A 24,460-nucleotide genomic window follows, 5' to 3' on the forward strand; every position below is an offset into this window, starting at 1 on the left:
AATTATCTAGTTCGCTCTCTTTTTCTCCTCCTGATTTCCGAAAGCGCGTTCCTTCACATTAATTTTTTTATTTCCGAAATTATAAACAACTGTTAAACGAGCAAATCTGTTGCTTTCGTTTTGACTATAGACTTGTTTTACGCCATTTACAACCGAAACATCATTTTTTAAATAAGATGTATTGAAAATGTCATTTATTAAAAAGGAAACCTGCATTGCTTTGTTTAACAAATCTTGCTTAAAACCGATATTCAAACTAGACGTATAACCCGTTTCATACAAACCGCTTTTATAAGGTGCCGTGTAATTAAAATCAACTTGTAATTTACTTGATTTACCCAATGAAAATGTATTGTTTGTCGAAAAATCAAATTGAAGACCATTTACTGGTGTCGCATTTATATCTTTTATGAATTTTATATCAGAACTTGAAAAATACAATGAATTTTCACTCTCCCACCAATCTGCAAAAGTCGCAGAATACGTTTCTCCAATTCCATAATTAAGACCTTTAAAATAATTTTCTCTCGTTACAATTTGCGTCAATGTTTCTGGATTTGAAGTAAATATTACGCCATAACCATCTGTAATATAATTTGCAAAAACACTGGTTCTTAATATCTTTTTATACGAATATGCAAATTCAAAATTGTCACTAAAAGAAGGTTTCAAAAACGGATTTCCTTCTGAATAACTATTACTGCTGATGTAAACTCGAAATGGATTTAACAATGAAAAACTAGGTCTGCGAATTCTCTTTCCGTAATTTAAACTAAAACTATTGTTTTCATTTTTCTGATAAGAAGCAAAAACAGTTGGAAACAATTTAAAATAGTTATTTATAGTTTCTTGATTTAAAGTTTTAGAAAAACCGTTTGTCTGTGTGTTTTCCAATCGCAATCCCATTTGAAGATTCCATTTTTCATTGATTTTTTTATCTCCGCTAACATAAATCGCCTGATTATTTTCTGTGTATTCAAACTGGTTGGACTGATTTGTGTCTAATACTGGAGTTCCGGTAATAGTATTATAAAAAACGGCATCGCTTTTACTGTTTGTAAAACTCACTTTTGCTCCGTATGATAAATTTAACGCTTGAAACGGATGTTCCATATCAGCCTTGAAACTCAGATTATCAATATCCTGATTCGAAATATTTCGTCCTGATTGATTGACATCAACAAAAGTTTCATCAGATGAATAATTGTTTGCAATGAACTCTCTGTCGAATTTTGAATTGTAATTAAAGAAATCCACATCAAAAGATAATTTACGGTTTAATGGATCAAGTTTAGTAATCAAATGCAAATTATAAGTTTCATTGCCCGATTCTCTATCTAAGAAACTTTCGTTAAGTATATAGTTATTTAATTCATTTTGCGCATTGTAGTTGTCAATTCTAATATCGGTATTAAAATTAGGATTGCTTTTATCTTTTAAAATTTGAAACCCGATTGTCGTTTTCTCCGAAAAATCATAATCTAAGGCTATTTTTCCCGATACATTATCTTCATCTAATTTTGTTACTGCCTTCATTTTTGAAGGACCTTCAACGAAATACATATCCAGATTTTCCTCAATATTCCTATAACCCGTTTTTCCATTAATACTAGCCGAAAACCTAAACTTGTTTTTATTATAAAAGAAGTTATTTCGTAAAGCGAAAATCCCATATTTATTTTGATCATAAGAAGCTGTGGTTGTGTTTTTCCAGGAATCACGAGCTCCTTTTTTCATTACAATATTTATTAGTCCGCCAGTTCCGTCAGCTTCATATTTTGCTGGTGGATTGCTTATAATTTCGATGTTTTTAATATCACTTGCCGAAATAGATTTCAAGAAATTATTCAATTCTTCACCCGTTAATTCAATCATTCTTCCGTCAATCATAACACGAGACGTTCCTTTTCCTAATATATTGATCGCATTATTCTGCACTACAACACCAGGAGCTGTATTTATGGCGCTCAAAGCATCGCCACCAACATTTGTAACGTTATTTTCTAGATTGTAAACCAAACGATCTGGTTTCTGTTCGATTGTTTTCTTTTTTGATTGAACAACAACTTCTACCAAATGTGTTTCACTTTCTTTCATAAAAATAATTCCTAAATCGGTATCTTTTTCTACTGAGATTTCTTTTTCGAAATCTGCAAATCCCAAAAGACTTATTCCAATTTTATAATTTCCCTTCTTAAGATTGATTTCAAAACTACCGTCTTGTTTGCTTGTTGTCCCATCAATTATTTTTCCTTCTGAATTTGAAATTGAAATATCTGCCCATTCTAATGGTGATTTTTCGTTTGAAATTTTTCCTTTTAATTGAAATGATTGTGCTAAACAAAATAATGGCAATACTAAAAAGATAAGGAGGTTTGCTTTTTTCATGATTTCTAATTTTAAACTTGTTTCGATTAATTTGAAGCAAAGTTGCCTTAGAAAATCTTCCTGTGCGACCGACAAAAAAAGTCGAACCATTTTCTGTTGAAGAAATTGGTTCGACTTTATTGCGCTTGAAGTACGACTTTTTACAAAGCCTTTATTATGAAGCGTTTCGGTACGCTGTTGGTGTTAAATTGGTGTATTTTTTAAAATACGTATTAAACGATGATTTTGAGTTAAAACCCACTTCGTATAAAATTTCCAGAACGGTCAAATCATTTTTTAAAGGATTTTTTAAAATACTCATAGCTTTTTGAATGCGATATTCATTCACAAAATCAAAAAAATGTTGATCGATATGATGATTAATCAAAATGGATAAATCCCGAACCGGAATATCGATCTGGTTTGAAAGCTCCTGAATGGTAAGCGACGGATCCAGAAAAGGTTCTTTTTCGGTCATGTATTGTTTCAATGAAGCAATTTGAGCCGTAATTTCCTCGTTTTGATTCTCTTTTACTTCGATAATATTCTCATCTTCATGAATAATATCTCTTGCTAATTGCAATTTTGAATCAATTCCTCTAAAAAGTTCAGGATGATTCAGCGCTTTTAAAACAAACCAACAGGTTATTGTTAAAACGAAAACCTGCATTATTACATTGGCCCAAATCCATAATATTTCAAGGTCAATAAATCGTAAAGCATTCTTGGCTATTGACAAATAATACAAAACAAAAAGTACAGTTGCTATTTGAAATAACCACTTAAAAATAGAAGTTTTAGGATTGGCATAATTTTCCTGATAAAGTGCTTTATATTTTTTTAAAATCGAAAACACAGCTATACTATAAACTACAATTTGAACACCCAACATGAGCTGGAAACCGTACAATTCAGGCAGTTGACTGCGGTGCTCATAGAATTGTATTTTTTCTGCATCATTTAAAAAGTACAATCTGAGCAGATAAACTGCATTTGTAATTAAAAATGGAATAGCATGAAGCAAATGTTTAGACCTCAATCGAAAATCGGTAAAACAAACAGATAAAATATACAGGTAGAAAGTAGGAATAATCAAAGCACATGTGCTCCATCTGAAAAATTCAAAATTAAAATGACGTCTGATAAAATCTTCATTAATAAAAATTCCGATATTATCAATTGCAAAAAATATCAAATAGCACGCAAACAGACGATTTGCTAATTTATTTTCGGTTTTTACTGTGAATAGAAAAAATGCCAGCAAAAAGGAAACAAAAACCGACATTCCGCTCAAAACACTTAAAAGGCTACCTATATCCATTATTTTTTTCGGTTATTTAACAAATATACTATTTTAGTTTTTTAGCACGTTTCATTTATTTATGAAGCATTTCGATAAGCTGTTGGCGTTAAATTGGTGTATTTTTTGAAAGAAGAATTAAACGAGGATTTAGAATTAAAACCTACTTCGTATAAAATTTCCAAAACCGTAAGCTGACTTTTTGATTCATCTTTTAAAATATGCATGGCTTTTTGAATGCGGTATTCATTCACAAAATCAAAAAAGTGCTGATCCATTTTATGATTAATCAAAATTGACAAATCCCTAACCGGAATATCAATTTGGTTTGCCAATTCCTGAATGGTAAGCGACGGATCAAGAAATGGCTCTTTCTCTGTCATATATTGTTTCAATGTCTGTATTTGTTCAGAAACCGAATCATCTTCAACTGTTACGGGTGGCTTTTTTTCTTCAATTTCGGGCAAAATATCTTTTGTCAGTTTCAATTTAGAATTTATTCCTCTAAAAAGTTCTGGATGATTTAATGCTTTCATTACAAACCAGCATATTACACTTAAAGCCATAACTACCATAAGAACATTTCCCCAGAGAAAAGTATCTCTAGAAGCAGTATAACGCAATAAATTCTTTGAGGCTGTAATAGAATGCATTACTATAAAAACACAATTCATCTGAAAAAGCCATTTGTAGGTAGAAGTGCTGGGATTAGCATAATTTTCGAGATAAATTTTCTTGTACTTTTTTAAAATCAAAAATATGCTAACAATATAAAACCAATATTGGCATTCAATTAAAATCTGAAAAAAATACCCTTCAAACGTTGTGCTGAAGTTTGCTAAAAATTGTTGATTCTCAATACTTGATTTTAAATAAAATCTAGGCATTAAAACCAAATTCATTACAACAAAAGGGCTTGTATATATTAAATGTTTCCATTTCAATCGAAAATCTGAATAGCAGACTGCTAAAACATATAGATAAATCAAAGGCATTTCTAACAGACAAAATGTACTTTTCAAAAGCACTACATACAAGTATTCCTTTGGAAATGAAAAATCAAGAAGTCCGCTGAAATCAATTGCTGAAAAAATAATAAAACAAGCAAATAGTCTATTAGCTAATTTATTTTCCGTTTTTACGGTAAGTAAAAAAAGTGCAAGTAATAAAGAAACAAAGACAGCAATGCGAGCAACACTATCCAAAAAAACTAGTTTATCCATTTATCTTTTTAATATTTCAACAAATATAATATTTTCGTTCTTTTTATAGGGTTGCAAGACAGGATTCGCAACTTCCTAAACAAAACTTTAAATCTTTGTGACTTTGCAATCTAAATTTCGAGATTGAGAGAAAAAAATATTAATTTTGACCAGTCTAAATAACGATAAAATGACATTTACAAAAACAACCGAACAAGCCTCAAAATACCAGCATTTAGAACAAATGTCAGTTCATGAACTGCTCATCAATATTAATGAAGAAGACAAAACTGTTCCTTATGCAGTAGAAAAAGCCCTACCTCAAATAGAAGCTTTGATTCCGCAAATAGTTGCAAAATTAAAACTGGGAGGCAGATTGTTTTATATTGGAGCAGGAACTTCCGGGAGACTTGGCGTTGTTGATGCTTCAGAATGTCCTCCAACATTTGGGGTTCCTTTTGATTTAGTAAATGGTATCATTGCAGGCGGGGATACGGCCATAAGACGTGCAGTAGAAAACGCTGAAGACAGTACAACAAATGCCTGGATTGATCTTCAAAAATATAAAATTGATTCTAATGACGTTGTAATCGGTATTGCAGCATCTGGAACAACTCCATATGTCATCAGTGGTTTAGAAATGTGTAATCAAAACAATATTGTTACCGGATGTATTACTTGCAATGCGGGAAGCCCATTAGCATTGACTGCTCAATTTCCTATTGAAGTAGTTGTTGGTCCAGAATTTATTACAGGAAGTTCAAGAATGAAAGCCGGAACTGCTCAAAAATTAGTTTTAAACATGATTTCGACAGCAGCAATGATTCAACTTGGAAAAGTTAGAGGAAATAAAATGGTCGACATGCAATTGAGCAATGTAAAACTGGTTGATCGCGGCGTAAAAATGATTATGGAAGAAATTCCGGTTTCATATGAAGAAGCTTCAGAATTATTAAAAAAATATGGCAGCGTGAGAAATGCTGTTGACAATTATAATAAATAAAAAAAGTTTTGTTTCAGATAATTTAAAAACTTGAAACCTTAAACTTGAAACAAAAAAGATGGCAACAAACAAACAATTACTAGGAAAAGGAATTAAATATTTAACAGGCGCATTGCCTTTAATGTTTATTGGCCCAACACTGATTTATAATGCTTTTCAGAATCAGCATACAAATTGGCACTATCTTGTTTTAGGAATTGGAATTGTGGCTTGCTTAAGTTCGATGTTTTTGATTTTTTATGGATTGAAAACTATCATGAAAGGTTTATTTAATGACTAATAAATGAAATATTTAAAAAAACATTCATGGAAGATATAATCCATATTCAAAAAACATTCGAAAAGGTTGTTTACATCAATAAAAAAATCAACAATCGTGAATTTGAAGATTGTGTTTTTAAAAACTGTGATTTTTCGAACAGTAATTTTAATTCTAACACTTTTCTTGACTGCGAATTTATTGACTGCAACTTATCAATGACAGGTTTAGCGGGAACAAGTTTGAAAAATGTCACTTTTAGAAACTGTAAACTTCTTGGAATTGCTTTCAATGAATGTGATGATTTTTTATTTCAGGTTCATTTTGAAGAATGCGTTTTGGATTATGCTCTGTTTTCAAACAAAAAAATGCCTAAAACGAAGTTTATCAATTCTTCAGTGCGCGAAGTAACTTTCATTGGAACTAATTTAACAAGTTCGCTTTTTGACAATTGTGATCTTGACGGTGCGATTTTTAACGAAACGCAATTAGCCGGAGTAAATTTTAAAACGGCTTACAATTACAAAATCGATCCTGAGTTCAACCCAATGAAAAAAGCACAATTTTCGACTCAGGGAATCGAAGGACTTTTAGATAAATATGATATTAAAATTGTATAATTATGAGTACCGATTCCTTTTATTTAGAAAGTGCAAAAAAACAGTTTTTATACTATAAAATGTTGGGTGAAAAAGCGATCGATCAATTAGAACCTCAACAGCTTTTTATTGCTTTAAACGAAGATACAAACAGCATTGCTACAATTATAAAACATATTTCAGGAAATATGCTTTCGCGATGGACCGATTTTTTAACTTCTGATGGTGAAAAAGAATGGCGAAACCGCGATTCTGAATTTGAAAATGATTTGCAATCTAAAGAAGAAGTTTTAGAAATCTGGAAAAAAGGTTGGGATTGCTTAGAAAATGCTTTGGAAAGTTTAAAACCAGAACAACTTTCGGATATTATTTATATTCGAAATGAAGGTCACACGGTTATTGAAGCAATAAACAGACAATTGGCGCATTATCCTTATCATGTTGGACAAATTGTATTTTATGCTAAACAATTGAAAAACACTTCTTGGGAAAGTTTATCGATTCCGAAGAATAAATCGGGAAATTATAATGCTGAAAAGTTTGCCAAAGAAAAAGAAATCAAGAACTTTACAGATGATGAATTAAAAAGATTGAAATGATAGAATATTATGCAAATTTTGGTGGCACATGTTGGTGGATCTTAATTAAATTCTGCAAAACAAATTTAACCGAAGAGCAGAGTTCTAAAAACAAAAAACGGAATTTGCTTTTTCTAACTTTTATAACTCTTGTAATTTTCTTTTTATTCTTTAATTAAAAAAGAGCTCTTGAAAACTAAAGCCCTAGCCCTGATTGAAATGGAAATCCTTTTTGTTTTTTCTTTAAAAACAAAAAGATTGCAATGGAAAGCAGGATTAAGCTCCTAAAAAAACAACTTATCTAAAATGAAAAAAATACTATTCTATCTTCCGTTAATTGCATTGGTATCTTGTTATAATGCCGAACACAACTGCAAAGATTTTAAAACCGGAAAATTCAAGTTTGAGACTGAAGTAAATGGCGTAAAAAAAACAACTTTTTTTGAACGAAAAGACAGCATTGAAATCGAAACTTTTGAAGGAAAAACAGATACAGCAACCGTACGCTGGGTTAGCGACTGCGAATATATTCTACAAAAAAAACACCCAAAAAACATGGCTGAAGAAAAAGCAATCAGCATGAAAATATTAACGACTTCGAAAGATTCTTATACATTCGAATTTGGCTTGGTTGGTTCTGAAGAGAAACAACGAGGTAAAGTTTTTAAAGTTGATTAAAACTATATTTAAAATATACAAAGGCTCCTTCAAGGAGCTTTTTTTTTGTCACTTCGTTATAGTAAGAACAAAAACCTTTGAATCTTTGCTCCTTTGTTTCTTTGTACCTCAAAAAACAAAAATGTTTCTTTTACATTTCTATTTTAAATAGTACATTAGAACCTAAATCTAGTACAATGAAAAATACCATTTCGCAAAGAGTTGCCGACTTTTTAAAGAATTATCCGCCGTTTAATTTTCTTCATCAAATGGATTTGGAGAAACTATCGGAACAGATTTCTATTATTTATAAAGAAAAAGATGCGGTGATTTTTGCAGAAAATGATAAAACTCACGATTCATTTTACGTGGTTCACAAAGGAGCTATTGCTTTGAAAAAAAGCACTAAAAATACGGTTTTGGACATGTGTGATGAAGGCGATATTTTTGGACTTCGTCCGCTTTTGGCGCAGGAAAATTATATCATGGAAGCTGTAGCGCATGAAGAAACGATTTTATATGCCATTCCGATTGCGGTTTTTAAGCCTTATGCACTTGAAAATAGAAATATTGGTAATTTCTTAATCGAAAGTTATGCTTCGAATACAAGAAATCCATATTCCGATATTCATAAAGATAAGTTGTATGGCGATGATGATTTATTGAATGAAAACAGACATTCCAATAACGATTCATTTGATTTAACTCCTATAAAATATTCAAAAAAAATTGTGACCTGCAGTCCGTCAACAACGGTTAAGGAAGTTGCTAAGATTATGAATAAAAAGAAAGTCGGAGCCATTTTAATCGTTGATGAAATGCTTCCAATTGGTATTTTAACTGATAAAGATCTTCGAAATAAGATAGTTACCGGCGAATACTCTATTATGACAACCGCCGAAACCATAATGACAAAACCCGTTATTACGTATCCTAAAAAAATGACGGTTACCGAGGCGCAAATGGCAATGATGAAAAGTAATATCAGTCATTTATGTCTAACCAAAGACGGGACTGTCAATACAAAAGCTGTTGGGATTTTATCAAAACACGATGTTATGGTGGCGCTGGGAAATAATCCTGCCGTTTTAATAAAAGCATTAAAAAGAGCTAAAAAAACAAAGGAAATAAAACCAATTAGAAACCGAATCATGCAATTGCTTCAGGGATATTTAGACCAAAATATTCCGATGACTTTGATTTCAAAAATCATAACTGAATTGAATGAAGCCTGCACCACTCGTGTAATTGAGATTTGTTTAGAAAAAATGAGCAGTCCGCCGCCGGTAAAATTTGCCTGGCTAGCGCTTGGAAGCCAAGGAAGAGGCGAACAAATGCTTCATACCGATCAGGATAATGCAATTGTTTATGAAAATGTCTCGGAAGTTTTTAGAGATGAAACAAGAATTTATTTTTTGAAATTTGCCTCTCTCGTTAACAAAGGGCTTTTTGATATCGGTTATGATTATTGTCCCGCCGATATGATGGCTTCAAGTCCAAAATGGTGCATGAGTCTTGATGAATGGAAAAACCAGGTACATCACTGGATTACAAATCCGGGCAAAAATGAAGTCTTGCTTTCATTCATTTTCTTTGATTATAGTAAAACTTATGGCGATTCAGAAATTGTAAATCAGTTATCAGATTCCATTTTTGAAGATGTAAAAGCCAATCCCATTTTTTATATGCATTTGGTGAGTGGAGCCTTGCAAAGCCCTTCTCCTACTGGATTTTTCAGACAATTTTTGGTTGAACAAGATGGTGCCAATAAAGATAATTTTGATATTAAAAGACGCGCTTTAATGCCTTTGACAGATGCTGCAAGAGTTTTGATTTTATCTCATTCGGTAAAATCGATCAGTAACACTGCTGAACGTTTTGAAAAACTGGCTGAACTTGAACCTAATAACCGAGAATTGTATTTATCATGTTCTTATTCATTTAAAGCATTATTAAAATTTAGAACGAAACAAGGACTTCTACATCATGATTCTGGGCAATTTATCGAATTGGAGTCTTTAACTAAAATGGAAAAAATTAAGCTGAAACGTACTTTCAAAACTATTAAAGAACTTCAAGAGCTTATTTCGGTTCGTTTTAATATCTCAAATCTGGTATAATTATGAGTTTATTTAATTTTTGGAAAAAAGAAGAAAATATATTTGATGAAAATATTACGATTGAAGAAACAAGATTTGTAGTTTTAGATACTGAAACAACTGGTTTTGATTATGAAAATGACCGAATTTTATGCATTGGAGCTCTAGTTTTACAAAACGGAATTATATCTGTACAAAATAGTTTTGAAGTTTATATCGAACAAGACCACTATGATAAATCTACGGCTCAAATTCATGGTATTTTAAAAGCATTTGTTATTCAGCGCCCAACTGAATTAGAAGCTTTACAACAGTTTTTATCTTTTTTAGGCGATTCCGTTATTATTGCACATCATACTATTTTTGATGTTACAATGATTAATAAAGCTCTAGAAAGAAATGGTTTACCTGAACTAACCAACAAGAGATTAGATACCGCAATTTTATACAAAAAAACATTAATCAAGTCTCATTTATTCGAAAGAAAAGACCATTATACTTTAGATGATCTTGCAGATAAATTTGATATTTCTAAAAAAGATCGTCACACGGCCTTGGGCGACGCGTATATTACAGCAATCGCTTTCCTGAAAATTGTAAAAAAACTAAAAGAGAAAAAAGAGATCAATTTGAATTATCTTTTTAAATAGAAAACCTAACTCTTTAAAGTTAGGTTTTCCTCAATTTTAATTGTCTATAAATAATCGATACGGAAATACGTTTGACGATCTATTTTTCAAATTTCTCATGAAGCTATCGCACAAATATTCCCATTCTGAATTAGATAAATACTGTTTTTCTTCTGTATTTGTCCTAATAAAAATGTCAACTGTTCGACTGAAACCGGCTTTCATAGAGATTTCTTTACGCGTTCCTTTTTCAATCTTAATATCTTCTATCGAATTTTTAAAATGATTAAATCCAAATGCTTTAATATCTGCAAAAGTTACAATTCGGCCTCGGGTTAATAATGCATTTCTGTAAGCCAGAATTCTATCTTTATTATTCTGCTTATTTAAACCGCCAACTGTATTTGTCATTAAAGTAATCGTTTTTCCAATGAAAAATAAATCATCTTTTGACTCTAAAACAGTTCCAGCTTTTATATCATTTCCTTCTTCAGCACAAGTTGACCAATAAGTAATCGTAAATGATTTTCCAGCCGAATCTTCTGCTGTAGGCTTAATCATCAAGTAAGGGTCATTATTTTTAGAAAAACTGCTTTCATTCGCTTGCTGTTCTACAGAGGCTAAAAGTTGGTTGATTTGCACCAGTGAACTGTTCATAAAGTCCTTTCCTAAGCCCGCAAATGAGGAACTTTCATCTTTTAAAAGATCTAATAAGTTCTGCAATAATTCCGAAGCACTTCGAGAATCAAATCTTGAAACACCTCCAGTTCTCAACACCGCATTTCCTTCTTCAAGAATACCATCTTTAAATTCTTTTATCTCATAATGTTTATGTAATCCATCGACGACTGAATCAATATCCAGAAAAATATCATTTTTAGTATCTAAAGCAACATACGACAGGAAAGTATCAAGCGTCTTGATAAAAACATGCTTCCTTTTATTAATTGCAGGAAAACAATTTGCAGTAAAAGAAACGTTATCAATAATTTGCGGAACTAATGATTCTGGAAATATCATTTTTAGCCAAATAATCGAATTATTGTCTTTATTAGCTGCATTGTCAAAATGTTTATATTCAGTAGCATATTCCTTTATATTTTTATATTTTAAAATTCCTTTTAAAGTATAAAAATTATCAAAGTAATATTCGTTTACCTCCTGCATAACTTCACTTAGATTAGCATAATTACGATTGATAATACTTTCAATGTCAAGATTATTAAGAGATACATTATAACCTTCCTCTACTTTTATTTCTTTATCATCGTGAAAACATTTCATTTGTTTTAAATAGTAATGAAACATTTCCTTCTGATGAGTATTTTTGATATCAATGTAAAGCATTAAATCTTCCAATTCCGAAACATCTGTATTGCTAAGTTCTATTCCTAAAACAATCTCTCCAGATGGCAAAATGTGGTTGTAATCTCTAACCTCATCTTTATAAAAAAGATTCGATATTTGATATAATTTTCTCTCGTATGCAATATATTTCACCTCACAAGCAGATAACTTTACTTCCAGAGTTGGTGCAAGTGCAATCTCCTTTGTAATAGGCGCCAACGGATTGTAAATATTATGAATCCTCCTGTTTGTTACCATTTGGTTTTGCAAGGAGACTTTTATATTGTTTTCGATTGGCAAAGCATGCAAAATTGCTCTTGCTGGCTTTGCACCTGAAGCAACCTCGGGAAACATAATTTCTAAAACTCTCTCCACAACACGAGTTTTAGAATCTTCGAGTTCGTGAGCTACTTTTTCGAGTTCATACGACAATGCATTCAGGATCATAGCCACAACGGGATCGAAGGAAGTTTCAATCTCTACATCTGAGAATCCCCAAGATCTCGCGGCTCTTTTTAGTACTCTGTCTTTTATTCGTTCTTGCCTCATAATATCATTTTTCAGTGTAATTGAATTGTAAATTTATTAGTCAAAATCATTTAATCTTACTCATTTTCTCAAAAACTCGCTGTCTTTTCTAAACATATAAATGATTGTGTTTTTTCTTTTTTGCATAGTATCGCGTTTAGAAATATCCGGTTTTCGATATACTTTTTTACTTTCGTAACCTTCTCTTTTTAAGCTAATAATACAATTTGATTTTGATTTTACATTTAGACTAAAGTAACCTGTACAATCAGTCTGAGTTTTATTTCCGTTGATATTAATGTTGACATTTTTGATGGGTTTGTTGGAATCAAAATCATTTACATAACCTGAAAAAGTACTTTGGGTACAAGCGGATAGCAATAGAGAGATAAAGATTGATATGATCGTTATATTGAATTTGAATTTATATGTTGACATTGTAATTTTGAATAATATAAATACAGTAAAAGCTTATGCTGGTTTTTGTTTTATTGTCTCTTCGCAAAAAAAATATTTATTTTTTCACTTTTGTCTAAACTTGTTTTAGGGCAAGGCAAGGAATGTCACACAATCCCGCCGAGGTAGCAGGGAAAGTCTCTTAAATTAAAAATATTTTAGATTCCTTAAAACCAACAGAACCTTCATAAATACAAACACTGCCTACCTCTACAGGTTGATTATTAAATACGATTCGAACTTTTGATTGTTTTACTAATTTTGCCTTCAAATTCCTATTTATCCTCTATTTTAAAACTTTTTAATTTTTCGAATATCACTTCTTGTCCAAAAAAAATTGCCTCGAAAACTTTCACTCGCTGCAATTTGTTGATCGATTTCTAAAATTTGTGGCAGAATATGATTATTATAGTTTGTGACAGGACAATGTGAAATGAAAATGATATCCTGTTCTCAATTACAATAGGTAAAACAATATTGAAACAAGCGCAAAGCCGGATTTTCATTCTCCATTTTCACCCTTAAGGTTTAAGTATTGATTTTAGTTAGTCATTAAAAAAATTAATCTAGCGCGATCCAATTATTTGAGAATTTTGCATCTCCAAAAGTCAATTCTTTTGCTATTAATTCCATTGTTATTTTCATTGGTACTTCTGTTGTACTGGTAAACTGTTCATGATAAGTAATACAGAATGCTTTTTCAAATGTGAGTTCTTTCATTTTGCTCAAAGCATCTCTTCTGTAAAAAATAATTTTCCCATCTTTAGTTAAATCACTATTTAGCATCCAGGATAAAAAAAGACTATTTTGAGTTGCCTCAATTATTAGTTTTATATTTCCTCCTTTAGCATTTCCAGTTGGCTTGCTTGTTGTATCAACTTCTTGTTTAAAATCTATATTAAATTCAAGCACATTATATTCTTCTCCGTCTATTTGTAATTTTGATAAAAAGCTCATTTTTAGTTTTTTTGGTATTAAATAATAGTCAAAACCAATATTTAGAGTTCAAATATTGATATAATAAAAAAGGAAGTCCGTTATTGGACTTCCTTTAATAGTTTCAAACTCAATCAAGTTTGATAAAGTCCTTAAGTATTATACCCAAGCGTTATCAAACTCACCTCCACCCATCGAAATTTTACGTGCAGATATCATAAAAGTTTCTGTTAATGGATTGTCACTGTTATGATCAAAGTTTTCCTTGTACTTAACCATGTAAGCTTCTGTAAATTTCAACTCTTTTAAAGTGGCATTAGAATCACGTTTAATGAATTTTACTGACCCGTCTTTTCTTTCGAAATTGTTAGTCATCCATTCAAATAATTCTGTACTTCCAGTTGACTCTACTTCGATCATAATTCTTCCTCCACGAGTTACTGTAGATGGGCGTCCAGAAGCATCTGTTTCCTGAGCTAAATCAATTGCTTCGTTTTTCTTCTTAGGACCAACAGGCACAGGTAAAACAGAATTAGCCAAAAGTTTAGCTGAGTTTCTTTTTCAGGATGAAAATGCTATTATCCGTTTTGATATGTCTGAATTTAAAGAAGAACATTCAGCTGCATTACTTGTCGGGGCTCCGCCAGGCTATGTCGGATATGAACAGGGCAGTGTGTTAGTAAACAAGATCAGACAAAAGCCATATTCTATTGTTTTATTTGATGAAATTGAAAAAGCACATCCTTCTGTTTTTGATATATTTCTTCAAATCATGGATGAAGGTAAATTACATGACCGTTTAGGAAAAGAAGGCGATTTCTCGAACGCAATTATCCTTTTTACCTCAAATATTGGTGCAGATCATATTGTTAATACTTTCAATAACGGCGAAATTCCGACTTCAAATTCTTTAATGGAGATTATGGGAAATTATTTCCGACCTGAATTTTTAGGGCGTTTAACTGAAATAGTACCTTTTGCGCCTATCAGTAAAGAGAATGCATTGAAGATCTTCGAGATCCATCTTAAAAAAGAGTTTACGGATTTACTGAAAAACATAAATATTCAAGTAGAAGTACCGATGGAAGTGAAACTTTATCTTGCTGAAAATGGATATAATGCTAAATATGGTGCGAGGCCAATTAAAAATATAATTAGAACACATTTAAGAAGACCTTTAGCAAAGAAAATAATTTCTGGAGAAGTAAAAGACGGAGATATCATTTCTGTTAATATTGAAAACAACGAAGTTAAATGGATTAAGGAAGAAATCATTTCAATCATTGAAAATTAATTCTCTAAATCACTTATACAAAAAAACGCTAAGAAATTAATCTTAGCGTTTTCATTTTATTCTAAAACCAAACCTATTTGGCCATCATCATCTAATTCAGTTTCTACTGAATCATCATCTTCTAATACTTCTGGCTTTTCAGGAATTTCTTCGACTGGTTCTTCGTAAGGAAGCGGGTCTAATAAATTCACTTGTTTCAATTTATCAGTTGTTAATTGATTTCCTAAAGCTTTAAAACCTTTTACGGCTATAAAGTCTTCTACATCAATATGAAGATCTTCTTTTTGAACACCTTTTACTTTAGCAAAAACCAATTGCGCAACAGGACGATAATCTGTAGATACAATTTCTAATTGCGAATTTGGATGATCCGTAATAAAGCTTTCTTCTTTTCCTTCATTTTCAACTAGGAAACGTTTTAAGAAATAACGCTCTTTCTCTCCATCGTAATAAATGGCTGAGATTGGTTTTTTAGGCTTCCATTTTTCCAATACGATCATATCTTCCTCAAAGTGAGTCGATAATTCCGGAATAATAACTTTTAGTTTACCGCTTTGGCTAATTACTAAGATTTTATCGCTTGGTTTAAATTCACCTAACAACTCACCTCTCGCATCAACATTTAGACGTTTTACGGTATCATCAAACCAAACTTTTCTTGGCAATAAAGTTGAAATTCCCTTTTCTTTTAATTCGATTTTCTTGATTGGATATTTCGTTACCAAATTTCCTTTTGAAGCACGGCCTTTAATAGCCAGTTTAGCAAAATCAATATCAAATTTCAATTTCTTGATTGTTCCAACCTGGCGCAGTAAAATAGTTACAACCTCAGCTTCTCCATTTGGATTATGTGAAAAATAAACCACCTGAGAACCATTTGTACCATTTGTTAAATCGTAAGCCTTATCACGTGTCACACCTGTAACATTAAAACGTTTTATATAAGACGGCCCAGATTTACCATCACGGTACATCATGTTATAAATAGTACGTTTGTCATTTTTATCAAAAACTGCGGCGTGAATAATGTCTTTTCCAATAAAAGTTTTGGCATCGACTTTTGTAATCATCAATGTTCCGTCTCGTAAAAACACGATAACATCATCTATATCAGAACAATCGCCTACATATTCGTCTTTCTTTAAGCTGGTCCCAACGAATCCTTCTTCGCGATTTACGTATAGTTTTGTGTTTCTTAAAACTACTTTTGTAGCTTCTACGTTATCAAAAACACGAAGCTCAGTCTGACGTTCGCGGCCTTTTCCATATTTCTCTTTTAATTTCGTAAAGTAAGCAATTGCAAAATCGGTTAAATGTTCAAGATTATGCTCTACTTCTTTCATTTCTTCTTCTAACCTTGAAATCAATTCATCGGCTTTATCAGAATCGAAACGGGTAATACGAATCATCGGAATTTGAGTCAAACGCTGTAAATCCTCATCAGTAATTTCTCTAACAAATGATTTCTTAAATGGCTCAAAACGATCGTATAAATATTTATAAAGTGATTCTCTGTCTCCGTATAATTTGAAATCAATATACATTTCTTCGCGAATGAATATTTTCTCCAAAGTAGAAAAATGCCACTTATTTTTTAATTCTTCTAATTGAATTTCTAATTCCTGACGAAGCAGATCAACCGTTCTGTGTGTCGAAATTTTCAACATTTCAGAAACTCCAATAAACAAAGGTTTATTATCTTCAATAACACATCCTAAAGGAGCAACTGATGTTTCACAGGCTGTAAATGCAAACAAAGCATCAATTGTTTTATCTGGTGAAACGCCAGGGAAAAGATGAATTAAAATCTCAACATCAGCAGCGGTATTGTCTTCAATTTTTTTGATTTTGATTTTACCTTTATCATTGGCTTTCAAAATACTATCAATTAAACTCGATGTATTGGTCGAAAACGGAATCTGCGTAATCACCAATGTATTCTTGTCTAATTGCGAAATTTTAGCACGCACACGCACACGTCCGCCACGCAATCCGTCATTATAATTTGACACATCAGCAATACCTTGTGTCATAAAATCAGGATATAATGTAAAAGGTTTTCCTTTTAAAATCTTGATAGAAGCGTCAATTAATTCATTGAAATTATGAGGCAATACTTTTGTAGAAAGTCCAACTGCAATACCTTCTGCTCCTTGTGCTAAAAGCAATGGAAATTTTACTGGAAGATTGTTTGGTTCTGCACGACGGCCATCATACGAAACTCCCCAATCTGTAATTTTTGGAGAATATAAAACCTCCAAAGCAAATTTAGATAGACGTGCCTCAATATAACGCGAAGCTGCTGCTCCATCGCCCGTTAAGATATTTCCCCAGTTTCCTTGACAATCAATCAATAAATCTTTCTGACCAATTTGTACCATTGCATCGCCAATACTCGCATCTCCGTGTGGATGATACTGCATGGTGTGACCTACAACATTGGCAACTTTGTTATAACGACCATCATCCAGCTCTTTTAAAGAGTGCATAATACGACGCTGAACCGGTTTAAATCCGTCCTCGATAGCAGGAACTGCACGCTCCAGAATTACGTAAGATGCATAATCCAGAAACCAGTCTTTGTACATGCCCGTTACTTTGGTAATAACGTCCTCTCCTTCTTCTTCCTGATTTTCGTAAAAATGCTGTCCTTCGAAATGCTTAGCATCTACATCGATAATCTCATCGTCATCTCCATCCTGATTGTCATCCATCAGGTTTTCATCTTGATTATTCTCGTCGTCGTTTGGAATTATGTTATCGTCTTCTTCGTCTTTCATTTTATATGCTGAATTATTTCAGTATTTTATTTTAAAACTTTATTGTTAACTATTTTTGTTGTTTTCAAACTATCCAAAAACAATCTTTCTTTTTCTTCCTTTTCTTCTGAATCAACAAAATATTTGATTCCTGCTTTTTTGAAAAAGTCTTTTACATCATCTTTACAATAATCCCAATTTTCCTTAAGATTATTAGACGATTCAGAAGTTGCACATTCAAAACAAAGCTCAATATGTCCTATAATTTTATTTTTATCATTGTAAAAAAGAATTAAATTTCTTGGCATATAACAGCTTGAATAAGGAGCAACATCACCTTTAACCTTACAATGAATTTTAATTAAATCAAATAATTCTTTTATTTGATCTTCTTTCAATAATGTAACTTTTTCATTAATCATTGAAGTATCGAAATCGATCTTATTATTTCTAATAATTTCTTTATGCCTTAGTGTATCCCAAGCTAATCGATCTGGATAAGAAAATATTTCAACCTTTTTAATCGTTTCTTTTTCTAAATCAAAAGCATCAGAATAATCCAGATTTATTTTTCCTTCAAAAGCTTTATTTTTATTACAGGAAAACATAATTATTCCCAAGATAATCGATAAAACTGAAAGCGTACTAAACCTCTTCAAGCTCATCAATCTCCACCTTCAAGTTCTTGATAATAAACTCTTGTCTGTCCGGAGTATTTTTACCCATATAGAAAGACAATAACTGCTCAATCGAAGTATGTTTATCCATCATAACAGGGTCAAGGCGAATGGTATCTCCAATAAAGTTTTTAAACTCATCTGGCGAAATCTCTCCTAAACCTTTAAATCGGGTGATTTCTGGTTTTGGTTTTAATTTTTCAATCGCGTCTTTTCTTTCATCTTCAGAATAACAATAAATTGTTTCTTTTTTATTTCGAACCCTGAAAAGTGGTGTTTGTAAAATATACAAATGTCCTTCTTTGATTAATTCAGGGAAAAACTGCAAAAAGAAAGTAATTAAAAGTAAACGAATGTGCATTCCATCGACATCGGCATCGGTTGCGATTACGATGTTGTTGTAACGCAGTTTTTCTAAACCATCTTCGATATCAAGCGCAGCCTGCAATAAGTTGAATTCTTCGTTTTCATACACAATTTTTTTCGTCATTCCGTATGAATTCAAAGGCTTACCACGTAAACTGAAAACGGCTTGTGTATTCACATCACGCGACTTTGTAATCGATCCGGAAGCCGAATCTCCCTCGGTAATAAAAAGCGTACTTTCTAAGTTTCTTGGGTTTTTGGTATCAGGAAGATGCGCTCTGCAATCTCTTAATTTTTTATTGTGAAGATTGGCTTTTTTAGCTCGATCTGTCGCCAGTTTTCTAATTCCGGATAATTCTTTACGCTCACGTTCTGCCTGCAGAATTTTACGTAATAAAGCTTCCGAAGTTGCTGGATTTTTATGCAGGTAATTATCTAACTTGGTTTTGATAAAATCGTTTACGAAAGTACGAACAGAAACTGCTGGCGTTCCATCATCTGAACCCATATCGGTAGAACCCAATTTTGTTTTGGTTTGAGACTCAAAAACCGGTTCCATTACTTTAATACTAATCGCACTCACAATCGATTTTCGAACGTCTGATGCTTCGAAATTCTTATTGTAAAACTCACGAATTGTTTTTACAACTGCTTCACGATAAGCCGCTAAATGTGTTCCTCCTTGTGTTGTATTCTGACCGTTTACGAAAGAGTGATATTCTTCGCTGTATTGCGTTTTACTATGCGTTAACGCAACTTCAATATCATGGTCTTTTAAGTGAATAATTGGATATTCTAAATCTTCTTCACTGATTGTTTCTTCTAATAAATCACGAAGTCCGTTTTCTGAATAATATTTTTCTCCGTTGAAAATAATAGTCAAACCATTGTTCAAATAACAATAGTTTTTAACCATTTTAATTACATATTCTAAACGGAATTTATAGTTTTTGAAAATCGTTTCATCTGGCGTAAAAGTTACTTTTGTTCCTTTACGTTTTGTCGTATCAACAATATCTTCTTCTAAAACAAGATTTCCAGCAGAAAACTCTGCTCCTTTCTGTTTGTCATCACGAACTGATTCTACACGGAAATAATTCGAAAGTGCATTTACCGCTTTTGTTCCGACACCGTTCAAACCTACGGATTTCTGGAAAGCTTTAGAATCGTACTTTCCACCTGTATTCATTTTTGAAACTACGTCAACGACTTTTCCTAACGGAATTCCACGTCCGTAATCACGAACCGAAACCGTTTTATCCTTGATAGTCACTTCAATAGTTTTTCCAGAGCCCATTACGAACTCATCGATACAGTTATCTAAAACCTCTTTTAATAGAATATAAATACCATCATCTGGAGAAGAACCGTCTCCAAGTTTTCCGATGTACATTCCCGGACGCATACGGATATGTTCTTTCCAGTCGAGTGATCGGATATTATCTTCGGTATATTGATTTTGCTCTAGCATAAGGTGAATTGGATTTTTGGCTAATGTACCATTTATCGGCAAAAAATGAAAGCGTATTTTTTCTTTTGTTACGAATAATAACAGTTTTTCAATCTATTTAAATTGATTTTAAAAAAATACGACCGTTAAAAATATAAAAAAACAGCTATGAAACAAAAAAATACTATTTGATTCCGAGTACTTCTTTTGCGAGCGCAATCATTTCGGGCGTTCCCGTATTTTTATTTTTTTCGTCAGAAAGTTTTACAACACCTTGCCAATGTGTATTATCAGGTTTTGTATCGGTTAATTTGATCACCATATTCATTGCAGGAAGCCCAACATCATTGGTGAAATTTGTTCCAATTCCGAAAGACATTTTGATTTTATCTTTACAGAAATCAACTATCATTTTTACTTTATCGTAATTTAAGGAATCTGAAAAAACAATCGCTTTCGATTTTGGATCAATTCCCATTTTAGTATAATGCGAAATCACTTTTTGAGCAAATTCTATCGGGTCGCCACTGTCATGTCGAACCCCGTCAAAAAGTTTGGAATATTTTTTATCAAATTGATTGAAGAAAACTTCTGTTGTGTAAGTATCCGTAAGCGCAATTCCGAGGTCGCCACCGTAAACTTGTGTCCAATGTTCAAGACTTATCAAATTGGCCATTTTAAAACCATATTGCGCCGCATGAAACATAAACCATTCGTGCGCATGCGTGCCCAAAGGTCTTCTATTATTAACCATTGCAAAATGCACATTGCTGGTTCCTATAAAACTCTGACCGCCATTTTCCTGCAAAGTTTCATTAACTAAAACATGTACATCATAAGAATGACGGCGTCTTGTTCCAAATTCTAAAATTGAAACGCCCAATTTATTATAATTGTCAATTTTCTCTTTAGTAAGACTCTTTATCGCTTCATCATTTAAGCGAATCAAATGATTTGATTTATAAAAAAGTTCCGAAATCAAAGCCATTAACGGCACTTCCCATAAAATAGTTCTGTACCAAAATCCTTCAACGGTAACTTTTATTTCTGAACCTTCCTGACTAATCTGTACTTCAGATGGATCGTAACTATAGCCTTGCAGAAAATCTAAATAAGTTGGATCCAGATAAGGACAATAATGCGACAGATAATTTTTTTCTTCTTTTGTTAAACGAAGATCAGCCATTGCATCTACAGACTTTCTAAGTAAATCTGCGAAGCCATCAGGAAAAACATGTTTGCCTCGATTTATAAATCCATAACGAACTTTTGCTTTTGGAAAAAGCCTTATTACGGCATGTTGCATTGTGAATTTGTAGAAATCATTGTCTAAAATTGATTTCAGAAAAGTTGTTTCCATAGCATTTAAATTCATTTCATTCTTGCTAAGATACGGCTATTTCAGAAAAGAGAAAAATTCTTATTTTCCTACTTTGATATAATCTCAAAAGAAACAATGCTGTTGGTATCAACAAAAACAGTAATATAATTCCCTACATTATTATCAATCAGAATCTGAAATTCCAAACCTCCTCTTTTCTCTTTTGGATTTTGAACTTTAACGGGTTGATTCTTTTTATTTAAATAAAAAACCTGATTTGATTTTGAGACATTTTTAATCTCAAAAGTAATTTTATCACCTCTTTTAGCTTCTATTATTCCAGTATTCGGAGTTTTGATTCGATAATCGTTTTCTATGGTTTTATTATAAATCAATGGCCCATTCAAAAAATCATCTTTACTTAATCTGTCTCCTAAAAAAGTTTCGGAATCAGGGAAATGTTTTGCAAAGAAATAATCAGGATCTGTGTCGAAATAAATTGGAGAAAAATCATTTACCATTCGGCCTTTGCTGCTGTCGTAATAACCTTGTCCCCAAGTAACATCAACCAAACGCCATTTTTTATCAATTAAAACCATATTCCAGGCATGATTTGATGAAGTTGTTTTTCGACCAATATCTCTTACGGAAATTTTAGAATCTCCGCGAATGATTTCACATTTTATCCCCATTAATGAAGCCAAATGCTGATACAAAGCTGTAAAACCTTCGCAAACCGCTTTTTTTGAAGTAAAAGTTTTCTGAATCAGATTGTCATTAATCTGTTTGATTTTTCTTTGCTTTTCTGCTTCAGAAAAATAACTGAAACCTTGTGTTCTCGGTGGATTCAAAAAAGCATTGAAGTCATATTTTATATTGAAAGCTATCCAGCTGTAAATTGCTCGTGCGCGATCGTAATCAGACGAAAAATCTCCTTCGATTTTGTCTGCTAACTTCTCGGTACTGGCAAAGCTTTTTGGATACTTTGCAACTATTTTATCAACCTCGCTTATTTTTTGGGCAGAAGCAAAATTGAAAAAAACTATATTTAATAAAAGGAATAAAAATGAAATCTTTTTTTGTGGCATTTAGAAATTTGATTTAATAATGTTTTTCAGTTCATTATCTAACTCAGGATTAGAAATTTTATTTTCCTGTAAATCAAAATTCGAGCCAAATGCTGGTAATGAAAAACTTCCTTTAATTTCGGCTCCGTAACGAGGGAAAAGATTTTGGGCAATTCCTAAAACAGAACTTCCACCTCTTCCTCCTGGTGAAGTTGCCAACAATAACATCGGTTTATGCTGAAAAACATCTTTTTCGATTCGGGAACTCCAATCAAAAACATTTTTGAAAGCAACTGAATAATTCCCGTTATTTTCTGCCATTGAAACGACCAAAATATCAGCTTCTTTAAGTTTGTTTAGAAAAGCTTGTGCTACTTCATGCTGACCAACTTCTTTTTCAAGATCAACACTGAATACCGGCATTGCAAAATCATTCAAATCTAAAACTTCAACATCGGCATTTTCAAATAAACTCGATGCGTAAGTTGCTAAACGTTTATTGATCGACTGTGTACTGTTGCTTCCTCCAAAGGCTATTATTTTCATATCGTGGTATTTTTTTGTTTTTTTTGCCACAGATTAAAGGATTATAAATGATTTTAATCTGTGAAAATCTTTTAATCTGTGGCCTATCTCTAGGCACTTTCAATTTCAAAAATCTCTTTTTGTATTTCTACGGAATAGTCATTTGGTGAAATACTTCCGCCGAAAGCTTTTGCATAAACTTTTGTAAATTCTGCTCCAAAATACAAAATAATAGCCGAATAATAAACCCAGACCAATATTATAATTACAGAACCTGCCGCACCATAAACACTTGCAATTGTTGAATTCCCTAAATAAAGTCCGATTGCAAATTTACCAATCATAAACAAAATTGCCGTGCACGAAGCGCCAATAAAAGCGTCTTTCCATTTGATAATTCCGTCAGGTAAAGTTCGGAATATAATCGCGAAAAGCAATGTAATGCTTGCAAAAACGATTACTAAATTAATAACATAAAACAGATAAACAGTACTGTCTGGCAAATACATTTTCAAACGTTCATTCATTACATCAAGCGTCGCATTTACCATTAAACTAACGAGCATTAAAAACCCAACTGTAACAATCATTGAAAACGACATGATACGATTTTGAATGAATTTTTTCAACCCTTTATTGGGCTTAGCTCTTAATCCCCAAATGTAATTTATTGAACTCTGAATTTCAGCAAAAACTCCCGAAGCACCCACTAATAGCATTATAACACCAAAAACAGTTACAAAAACATTACTGTCTGATAATTGAACATTCTTGATTGCCTCCTGAATCTGTACCGCAGCATTATTTCCTACCAATCTATTTATCTGGCCGTACAATTGACCTGTGACTGCCTCTTCCCCAAAAAAGACGCCACAAATAGTAATGATAATTATTAATAAAGGAGGCAACGCAAAAATGGTATAATAAGACAACGCCGCACTTAATTTTATGGCATTATCATCATTGAATTCGAAAAATGTGGTTTTTAATAAATACCAAGATTTTGAAAATATATTTTGATTTTTCATTTGCTGATTTTTT

General features: G+C 32.2%; 21 protein-coding genes and 1 pseudogene. 8 read left to right on the forward strand and 14 right to left on the reverse strand.

Annotated features, from left to right (window positions below):
- Nucleotides 1-6: 6 nt before the first annotated feature.
- The 3 genes from ACNFIH_RS05125 to ACNFIH_RS05135 form a co-directional block, all read right to left on the reverse strand.
- On the reverse strand, nt 7-2,388 hold the full coding sequence (locus ACNFIH_RS05125; protein WP_426485763.1) for a TonB-dependent receptor domain-containing protein: 2,382 nt from the start codon (nt 2,386-2,388) through the stop codon (nt 7-9).
- Between the two features lie 154 nt (nt 2,389-2,542).
- Nucleotides 2,543-3,688, reverse strand: a complete 1,146-nt coding sequence (locus tag ACNFIH_RS05130) for a helix-turn-helix domain-containing protein (protein WP_426485764.1) — start codon at nt 3,686-3,688, stop codon at nt 2,543-2,545.
- Between the two features lie 59 nt (nt 3,689-3,747).
- Nucleotides 3,748-4,890: a helix-turn-helix domain-containing protein gene (locus ACNFIH_RS05135; RefSeq protein WP_426485765.1), complete on the reverse strand. Its 1,143-nt coding sequence runs from the start codon at nt 4,888-4,890 to the stop codon at nt 3,748-3,750.
- Between the two features lie 169 nt (nt 4,891-5,059).
- Here ACNFIH_RS05135 and murQ point away from each other — a divergent pair, with 169 nt between their 5' ends.
- The 7 genes from murQ to ACNFIH_RS05170 all read left to right on the forward strand — a co-directional run bounded on the left by murQ (nt 5,060) and on the right by ACNFIH_RS05170 (nt 10,714).
- Complete coding sequence (gene murQ / locus ACNFIH_RS05140) at nt 5,060-5,872, forward strand: N-acetylmuramic acid 6-phosphate etherase (RefSeq protein ID WP_426485766.1); 813 nt, start codon at nt 5,060-5,062, stop codon at nt 5,870-5,872.
- 58 nt (nt 5,873-5,930) lie between these two features.
- Nucleotides 5,931-6,152, forward strand: a complete 222-nt coding sequence (locus tag ACNFIH_RS05145; RefSeq protein ID WP_035648635.1) for a DUF6095 family protein — start codon at nt 5,931-5,933, stop codon at nt 6,150-6,152.
- A gap of 26 nt (nt 6,153-6,178) precedes the next feature.
- Nucleotides 6,179-6,751 carry a pentapeptide repeat-containing protein gene (locus tag ACNFIH_RS05150; protein ID WP_035648638.1) on the forward strand — a complete coding sequence of 191 codons (573 nt, stop codon included), beginning with the start codon at nt 6,179-6,181 and terminating at the stop codon, nt 6,749-6,751.
- Between the two features lie 2 nt (nt 6,752-6,753).
- Entirely contained in the window at nt 6,754-7,329 is a 576-nt protein-coding gene (locus ACNFIH_RS05155; RefSeq protein ID WP_426485767.1) for a DUF1572 family protein, read from the forward strand.
- Between the two features lie 285 nt (nt 7,330-7,614).
- Nucleotides 7,615-7,986, forward strand: a complete 372-nt coding sequence (locus ACNFIH_RS05160) for a DNA topoisomerase IV (protein WP_426485768.1) — start codon at nt 7,615-7,617, stop codon at nt 7,984-7,986.
- A 176-nt stretch (nt 7,987-8,162) separates the two neighbouring features.
- On the forward strand, nt 8,163-10,085 hold the full coding sequence (locus tag ACNFIH_RS05165; protein ID WP_426485769.1) for a DUF294 nucleotidyltransferase-like domain-containing protein: 1,923 nt from the start codon (nt 8,163-8,165) through the stop codon (nt 10,083-10,085).
- Nucleotides 10,086-10,087: 2 nt separating this feature from the next.
- A complete protein-coding gene (locus ACNFIH_RS05170; RefSeq protein ID WP_426485770.1) occupies nt 10,088-10,714 on the forward strand; it encodes a 3'-5' exonuclease in 627 nt (208 codons plus the stop codon).
- 36 nt (nt 10,715-10,750) lie between these two features.
- Here the strand turns inward: ACNFIH_RS05170 and ACNFIH_RS05175 are convergent, their stop codons facing one another.
- The 4 genes from ACNFIH_RS05175 to tssD (ACNFIH_RS05190) all read right to left on the reverse strand — a co-directional run bounded on the left by ACNFIH_RS05175 (nt 10,751) and on the right by tssD (ACNFIH_RS05190) (nt 14,500).
- Nucleotides 10,751-12,589, reverse strand: a complete 1,839-nt coding sequence (locus tag ACNFIH_RS05175) for a type VI secretion system baseplate subunit TssF (RefSeq protein WP_426485771.1) — start codon at nt 12,587-12,589, stop codon at nt 10,751-10,753.
- 60 nt (nt 12,590-12,649) lie between these two features.
- Nucleotides 12,650-13,006 (reverse strand): carboxypeptidase-like regulatory domain-containing protein, encoded by a 357-nt coding sequence (locus tag ACNFIH_RS05180; RefSeq protein ID WP_426485772.1) that lies wholly within the window; start codon nt 13,004-13,006, stop codon nt 12,650-12,652.
- 579 nt (nt 13,007-13,585) lie between these two features.
- Complete coding sequence (gene tssD / locus ACNFIH_RS05185) at nt 13,586-13,981, reverse strand: type VI secretion system tube protein TssD (protein WP_426485773.1); 396 nt, start codon at nt 13,979-13,981, stop codon at nt 13,586-13,588.
- A 138-nt stretch (nt 13,982-14,119) separates the two neighbouring features.
- Nucleotides 14,120-14,500, reverse strand: coding sequence for a type VI secretion system tube protein TssD (gene tssD, locus ACNFIH_RS05190; RefSeq protein WP_426485774.1), 381 nt, complete (start codon nt 14,498-14,500; stop codon nt 14,120-14,122).
- Here tssD (ACNFIH_RS05190) and ACNFIH_RS05195 point away from each other — a divergent pair.
- Nucleotides 14,445-15,254 (forward strand): annotated as a pseudogene (locus ACNFIH_RS05195) (AAA family ATPase); the annotation flags it as partial. The gene tssD (ACNFIH_RS05190) and the pseudogene ACNFIH_RS05195 sit on opposite strands and share 56 nt — an antisense overlap.
- 56 nt (nt 15,255-15,310) lie before the next feature.
- On the opposite strand, the gene ACNFIH_RS05200 reads toward ACNFIH_RS05195, so the two are convergent.
- The 7 genes from ACNFIH_RS05200 to ACNFIH_RS05230 form a co-directional block, all read right to left on the reverse strand.
- Complete coding sequence (locus ACNFIH_RS05200) at nt 15,311-18,034, reverse strand: DNA gyrase/topoisomerase IV subunit A (protein ID WP_426485775.1); 2,724 nt, start codon at nt 18,032-18,034, stop codon at nt 15,311-15,313.
- A gap of 26 nt (nt 18,035-18,060) precedes the next feature.
- Complete coding sequence (locus ACNFIH_RS05205) at nt 18,061-18,678, reverse strand: hypothetical protein (protein ID WP_426485776.1); 618 nt, start codon at nt 18,676-18,678, stop codon at nt 18,061-18,063.
- Nucleotides 18,659-20,527, reverse strand: coding sequence for a DNA topoisomerase IV subunit B (locus ACNFIH_RS05210; RefSeq protein WP_426485777.1), 1,869 nt, complete (start codon nt 20,525-20,527; stop codon nt 18,659-18,661). Before ACNFIH_RS05210 ends, ACNFIH_RS05205 begins: the two co-directional genes overlap by 20 nt.
- Nucleotides 20,528-20,690: 163 nt before the next feature.
- Entirely contained in the window at nt 20,691-21,866 is a 1,176-nt protein-coding gene (pncB, locus tag ACNFIH_RS05215) for a nicotinate phosphoribosyltransferase (protein WP_426485778.1), read from the reverse strand.
- Between the two features lie 68 nt (nt 21,867-21,934).
- Nucleotides 21,935-22,915 (reverse strand): transglutaminase domain-containing protein, encoded by a 981-nt coding sequence (locus ACNFIH_RS05220; RefSeq protein ID WP_426485779.1) that lies wholly within the window; start codon nt 22,913-22,915, stop codon nt 21,935-21,937.
- The gene (locus ACNFIH_RS05225) at nt 22,916-23,440 is read right to left on the reverse strand and encodes an NADPH-dependent FMN reductase (RefSeq protein WP_426485780.1); all 525 of its coding nucleotides are present in this window, start codon (nt 23,438-23,440) and stop codon (nt 22,916-22,918) included.
- A gap of 89 nt (nt 23,441-23,529) precedes the next feature.
- Nucleotides 23,530-24,447 carry a YihY/virulence factor BrkB family protein gene (locus ACNFIH_RS05230; protein WP_426485781.1) on the reverse strand — a complete coding sequence of 306 codons (918 nt, stop codon included), beginning with the start codon at nt 24,445-24,447 and terminating at the stop codon, nt 23,530-23,532.
- Nucleotides 24,448-24,460 lie beyond the last annotated feature (13 nt).

The sequence above is a fragment of the Flavobacterium sp. 2 genome (assembly GCF_049949195.1).
Classification (GTDB): domain Bacteria; phylum Bacteroidota; class Bacteroidia; order Flavobacteriales; family Flavobacteriaceae; genus Flavobacterium.

Coding starts and splice junctions, on each gene's coding strand:
- ACNFIH_RS05155 (WP_426485767.1), top strand. CDS start 6,754: ATGAGTACCGATTCCTTTTATTTAGAAAGTGCAAAAAAACAGTTTTTA.
- ACNFIH_RS05200 (WP_426485775.1), bottom strand. CDS start 18,034: ATGAAAGACGAAGAAGACGATAACATAATTCCAAACGACGACGAGAAT.
- ACNFIH_RS05165 (WP_426485769.1), top strand. CDS start 8,163: ATGAAAAATACCATTTCGCAAAGAGTTGCCGACTTTTTAAAGAATTAT.
- ACNFIH_RS05150 (WP_035648638.1), top strand. CDS start 6,179: ATGGAAGATATAATCCATATTCAAAAAACATTCGAAAAGGTTGTTTAC.
- ACNFIH_RS05160 (WP_426485768.1), top strand. CDS start 7,615: ATGAAAAAAATACTATTCTATCTTCCGTTAATTGCATTGGTATCTTGT.
- ACNFIH_RS05170 (WP_426485770.1), top strand. CDS start 10,088: ATGAGTTTATTTAATTTTTGGAAAAAAGAAGAAAATATATTTGATGAA.
- murQ (WP_426485766.1), top strand. CDS start 5,060: ATGACATTTACAAAAACAACCGAACAAGCCTCAAAATACCAGCATTTA.
- ACNFIH_RS05125 (WP_426485763.1), bottom strand. CDS start 2,388: ATGAAAAAAGCAAACCTCCTTATCTTTTTAGTATTGCCATTATTTTGT.
- tssD (WP_426485773.1), bottom strand. CDS start 13,981: ATGAGCTTTTTATCAAAATTACAAATAGACGGAGAAGAATATAATGTG.
- ACNFIH_RS05130 (WP_426485764.1), bottom strand. CDS start 3,688: ATGGATATAGGTAGCCTTTTAAGTGTTTTGAGCGGAATGTCGGTTTTT.
- ACNFIH_RS05175 (WP_426485771.1), bottom strand. CDS start 12,589: ATGAGGCAAGAACGAATAAAAGACAGAGTACTAAAAAGAGCCGCGAGA.
- pncB (WP_426485778.1), bottom strand. CDS start 21,866: ATGGAAACAACTTTTCTGAAATCAATTTTAGACAATGATTTCTACAAA.
- ACNFIH_RS05205 (WP_426485776.1), bottom strand. CDS start 18,678: ATGAGCTTGAAGAGGTTTAGTACGCTTTCAGTTTTATCGATTATCTTG.
- ACNFIH_RS05180 (WP_426485772.1), bottom strand. CDS start 13,006: ATGTCAACATATAAATTCAAATTCAATATAACGATCATATCAATCTTT.
- ACNFIH_RS05230 (WP_426485781.1), bottom strand. CDS start 24,447: ATGAAAAATCAAAATATATTTTCAAAATCTTGGTATTTATTAAAAACC.
- ACNFIH_RS05145 (WP_035648635.1), top strand. CDS start 5,931: ATGGCAACAAACAAACAATTACTAGGAAAAGGAATTAAATATTTAACA.
- ACNFIH_RS05225 (WP_426485780.1), bottom strand. CDS start 23,440: ATGAAAATAATAGCCTTTGGAGGAAGCAACAGTACACAGTCGATCAAT.
- ACNFIH_RS05135 (WP_426485765.1), bottom strand. CDS start 4,890: ATGGATAAACTAGTTTTTTTGGATAGTGTTGCTCGCATTGCTGTCTTT.
- ACNFIH_RS05210 (WP_426485777.1), bottom strand. CDS start 20,527: ATGCTAGAGCAAAATCAATATACCGAAGATAATATCCGATCACTCGAC.
- ACNFIH_RS05220 (WP_426485779.1), bottom strand. CDS start 22,915: ATGCCACAAAAAAAGATTTCATTTTTATTCCTTTTATTAAATATAGTT.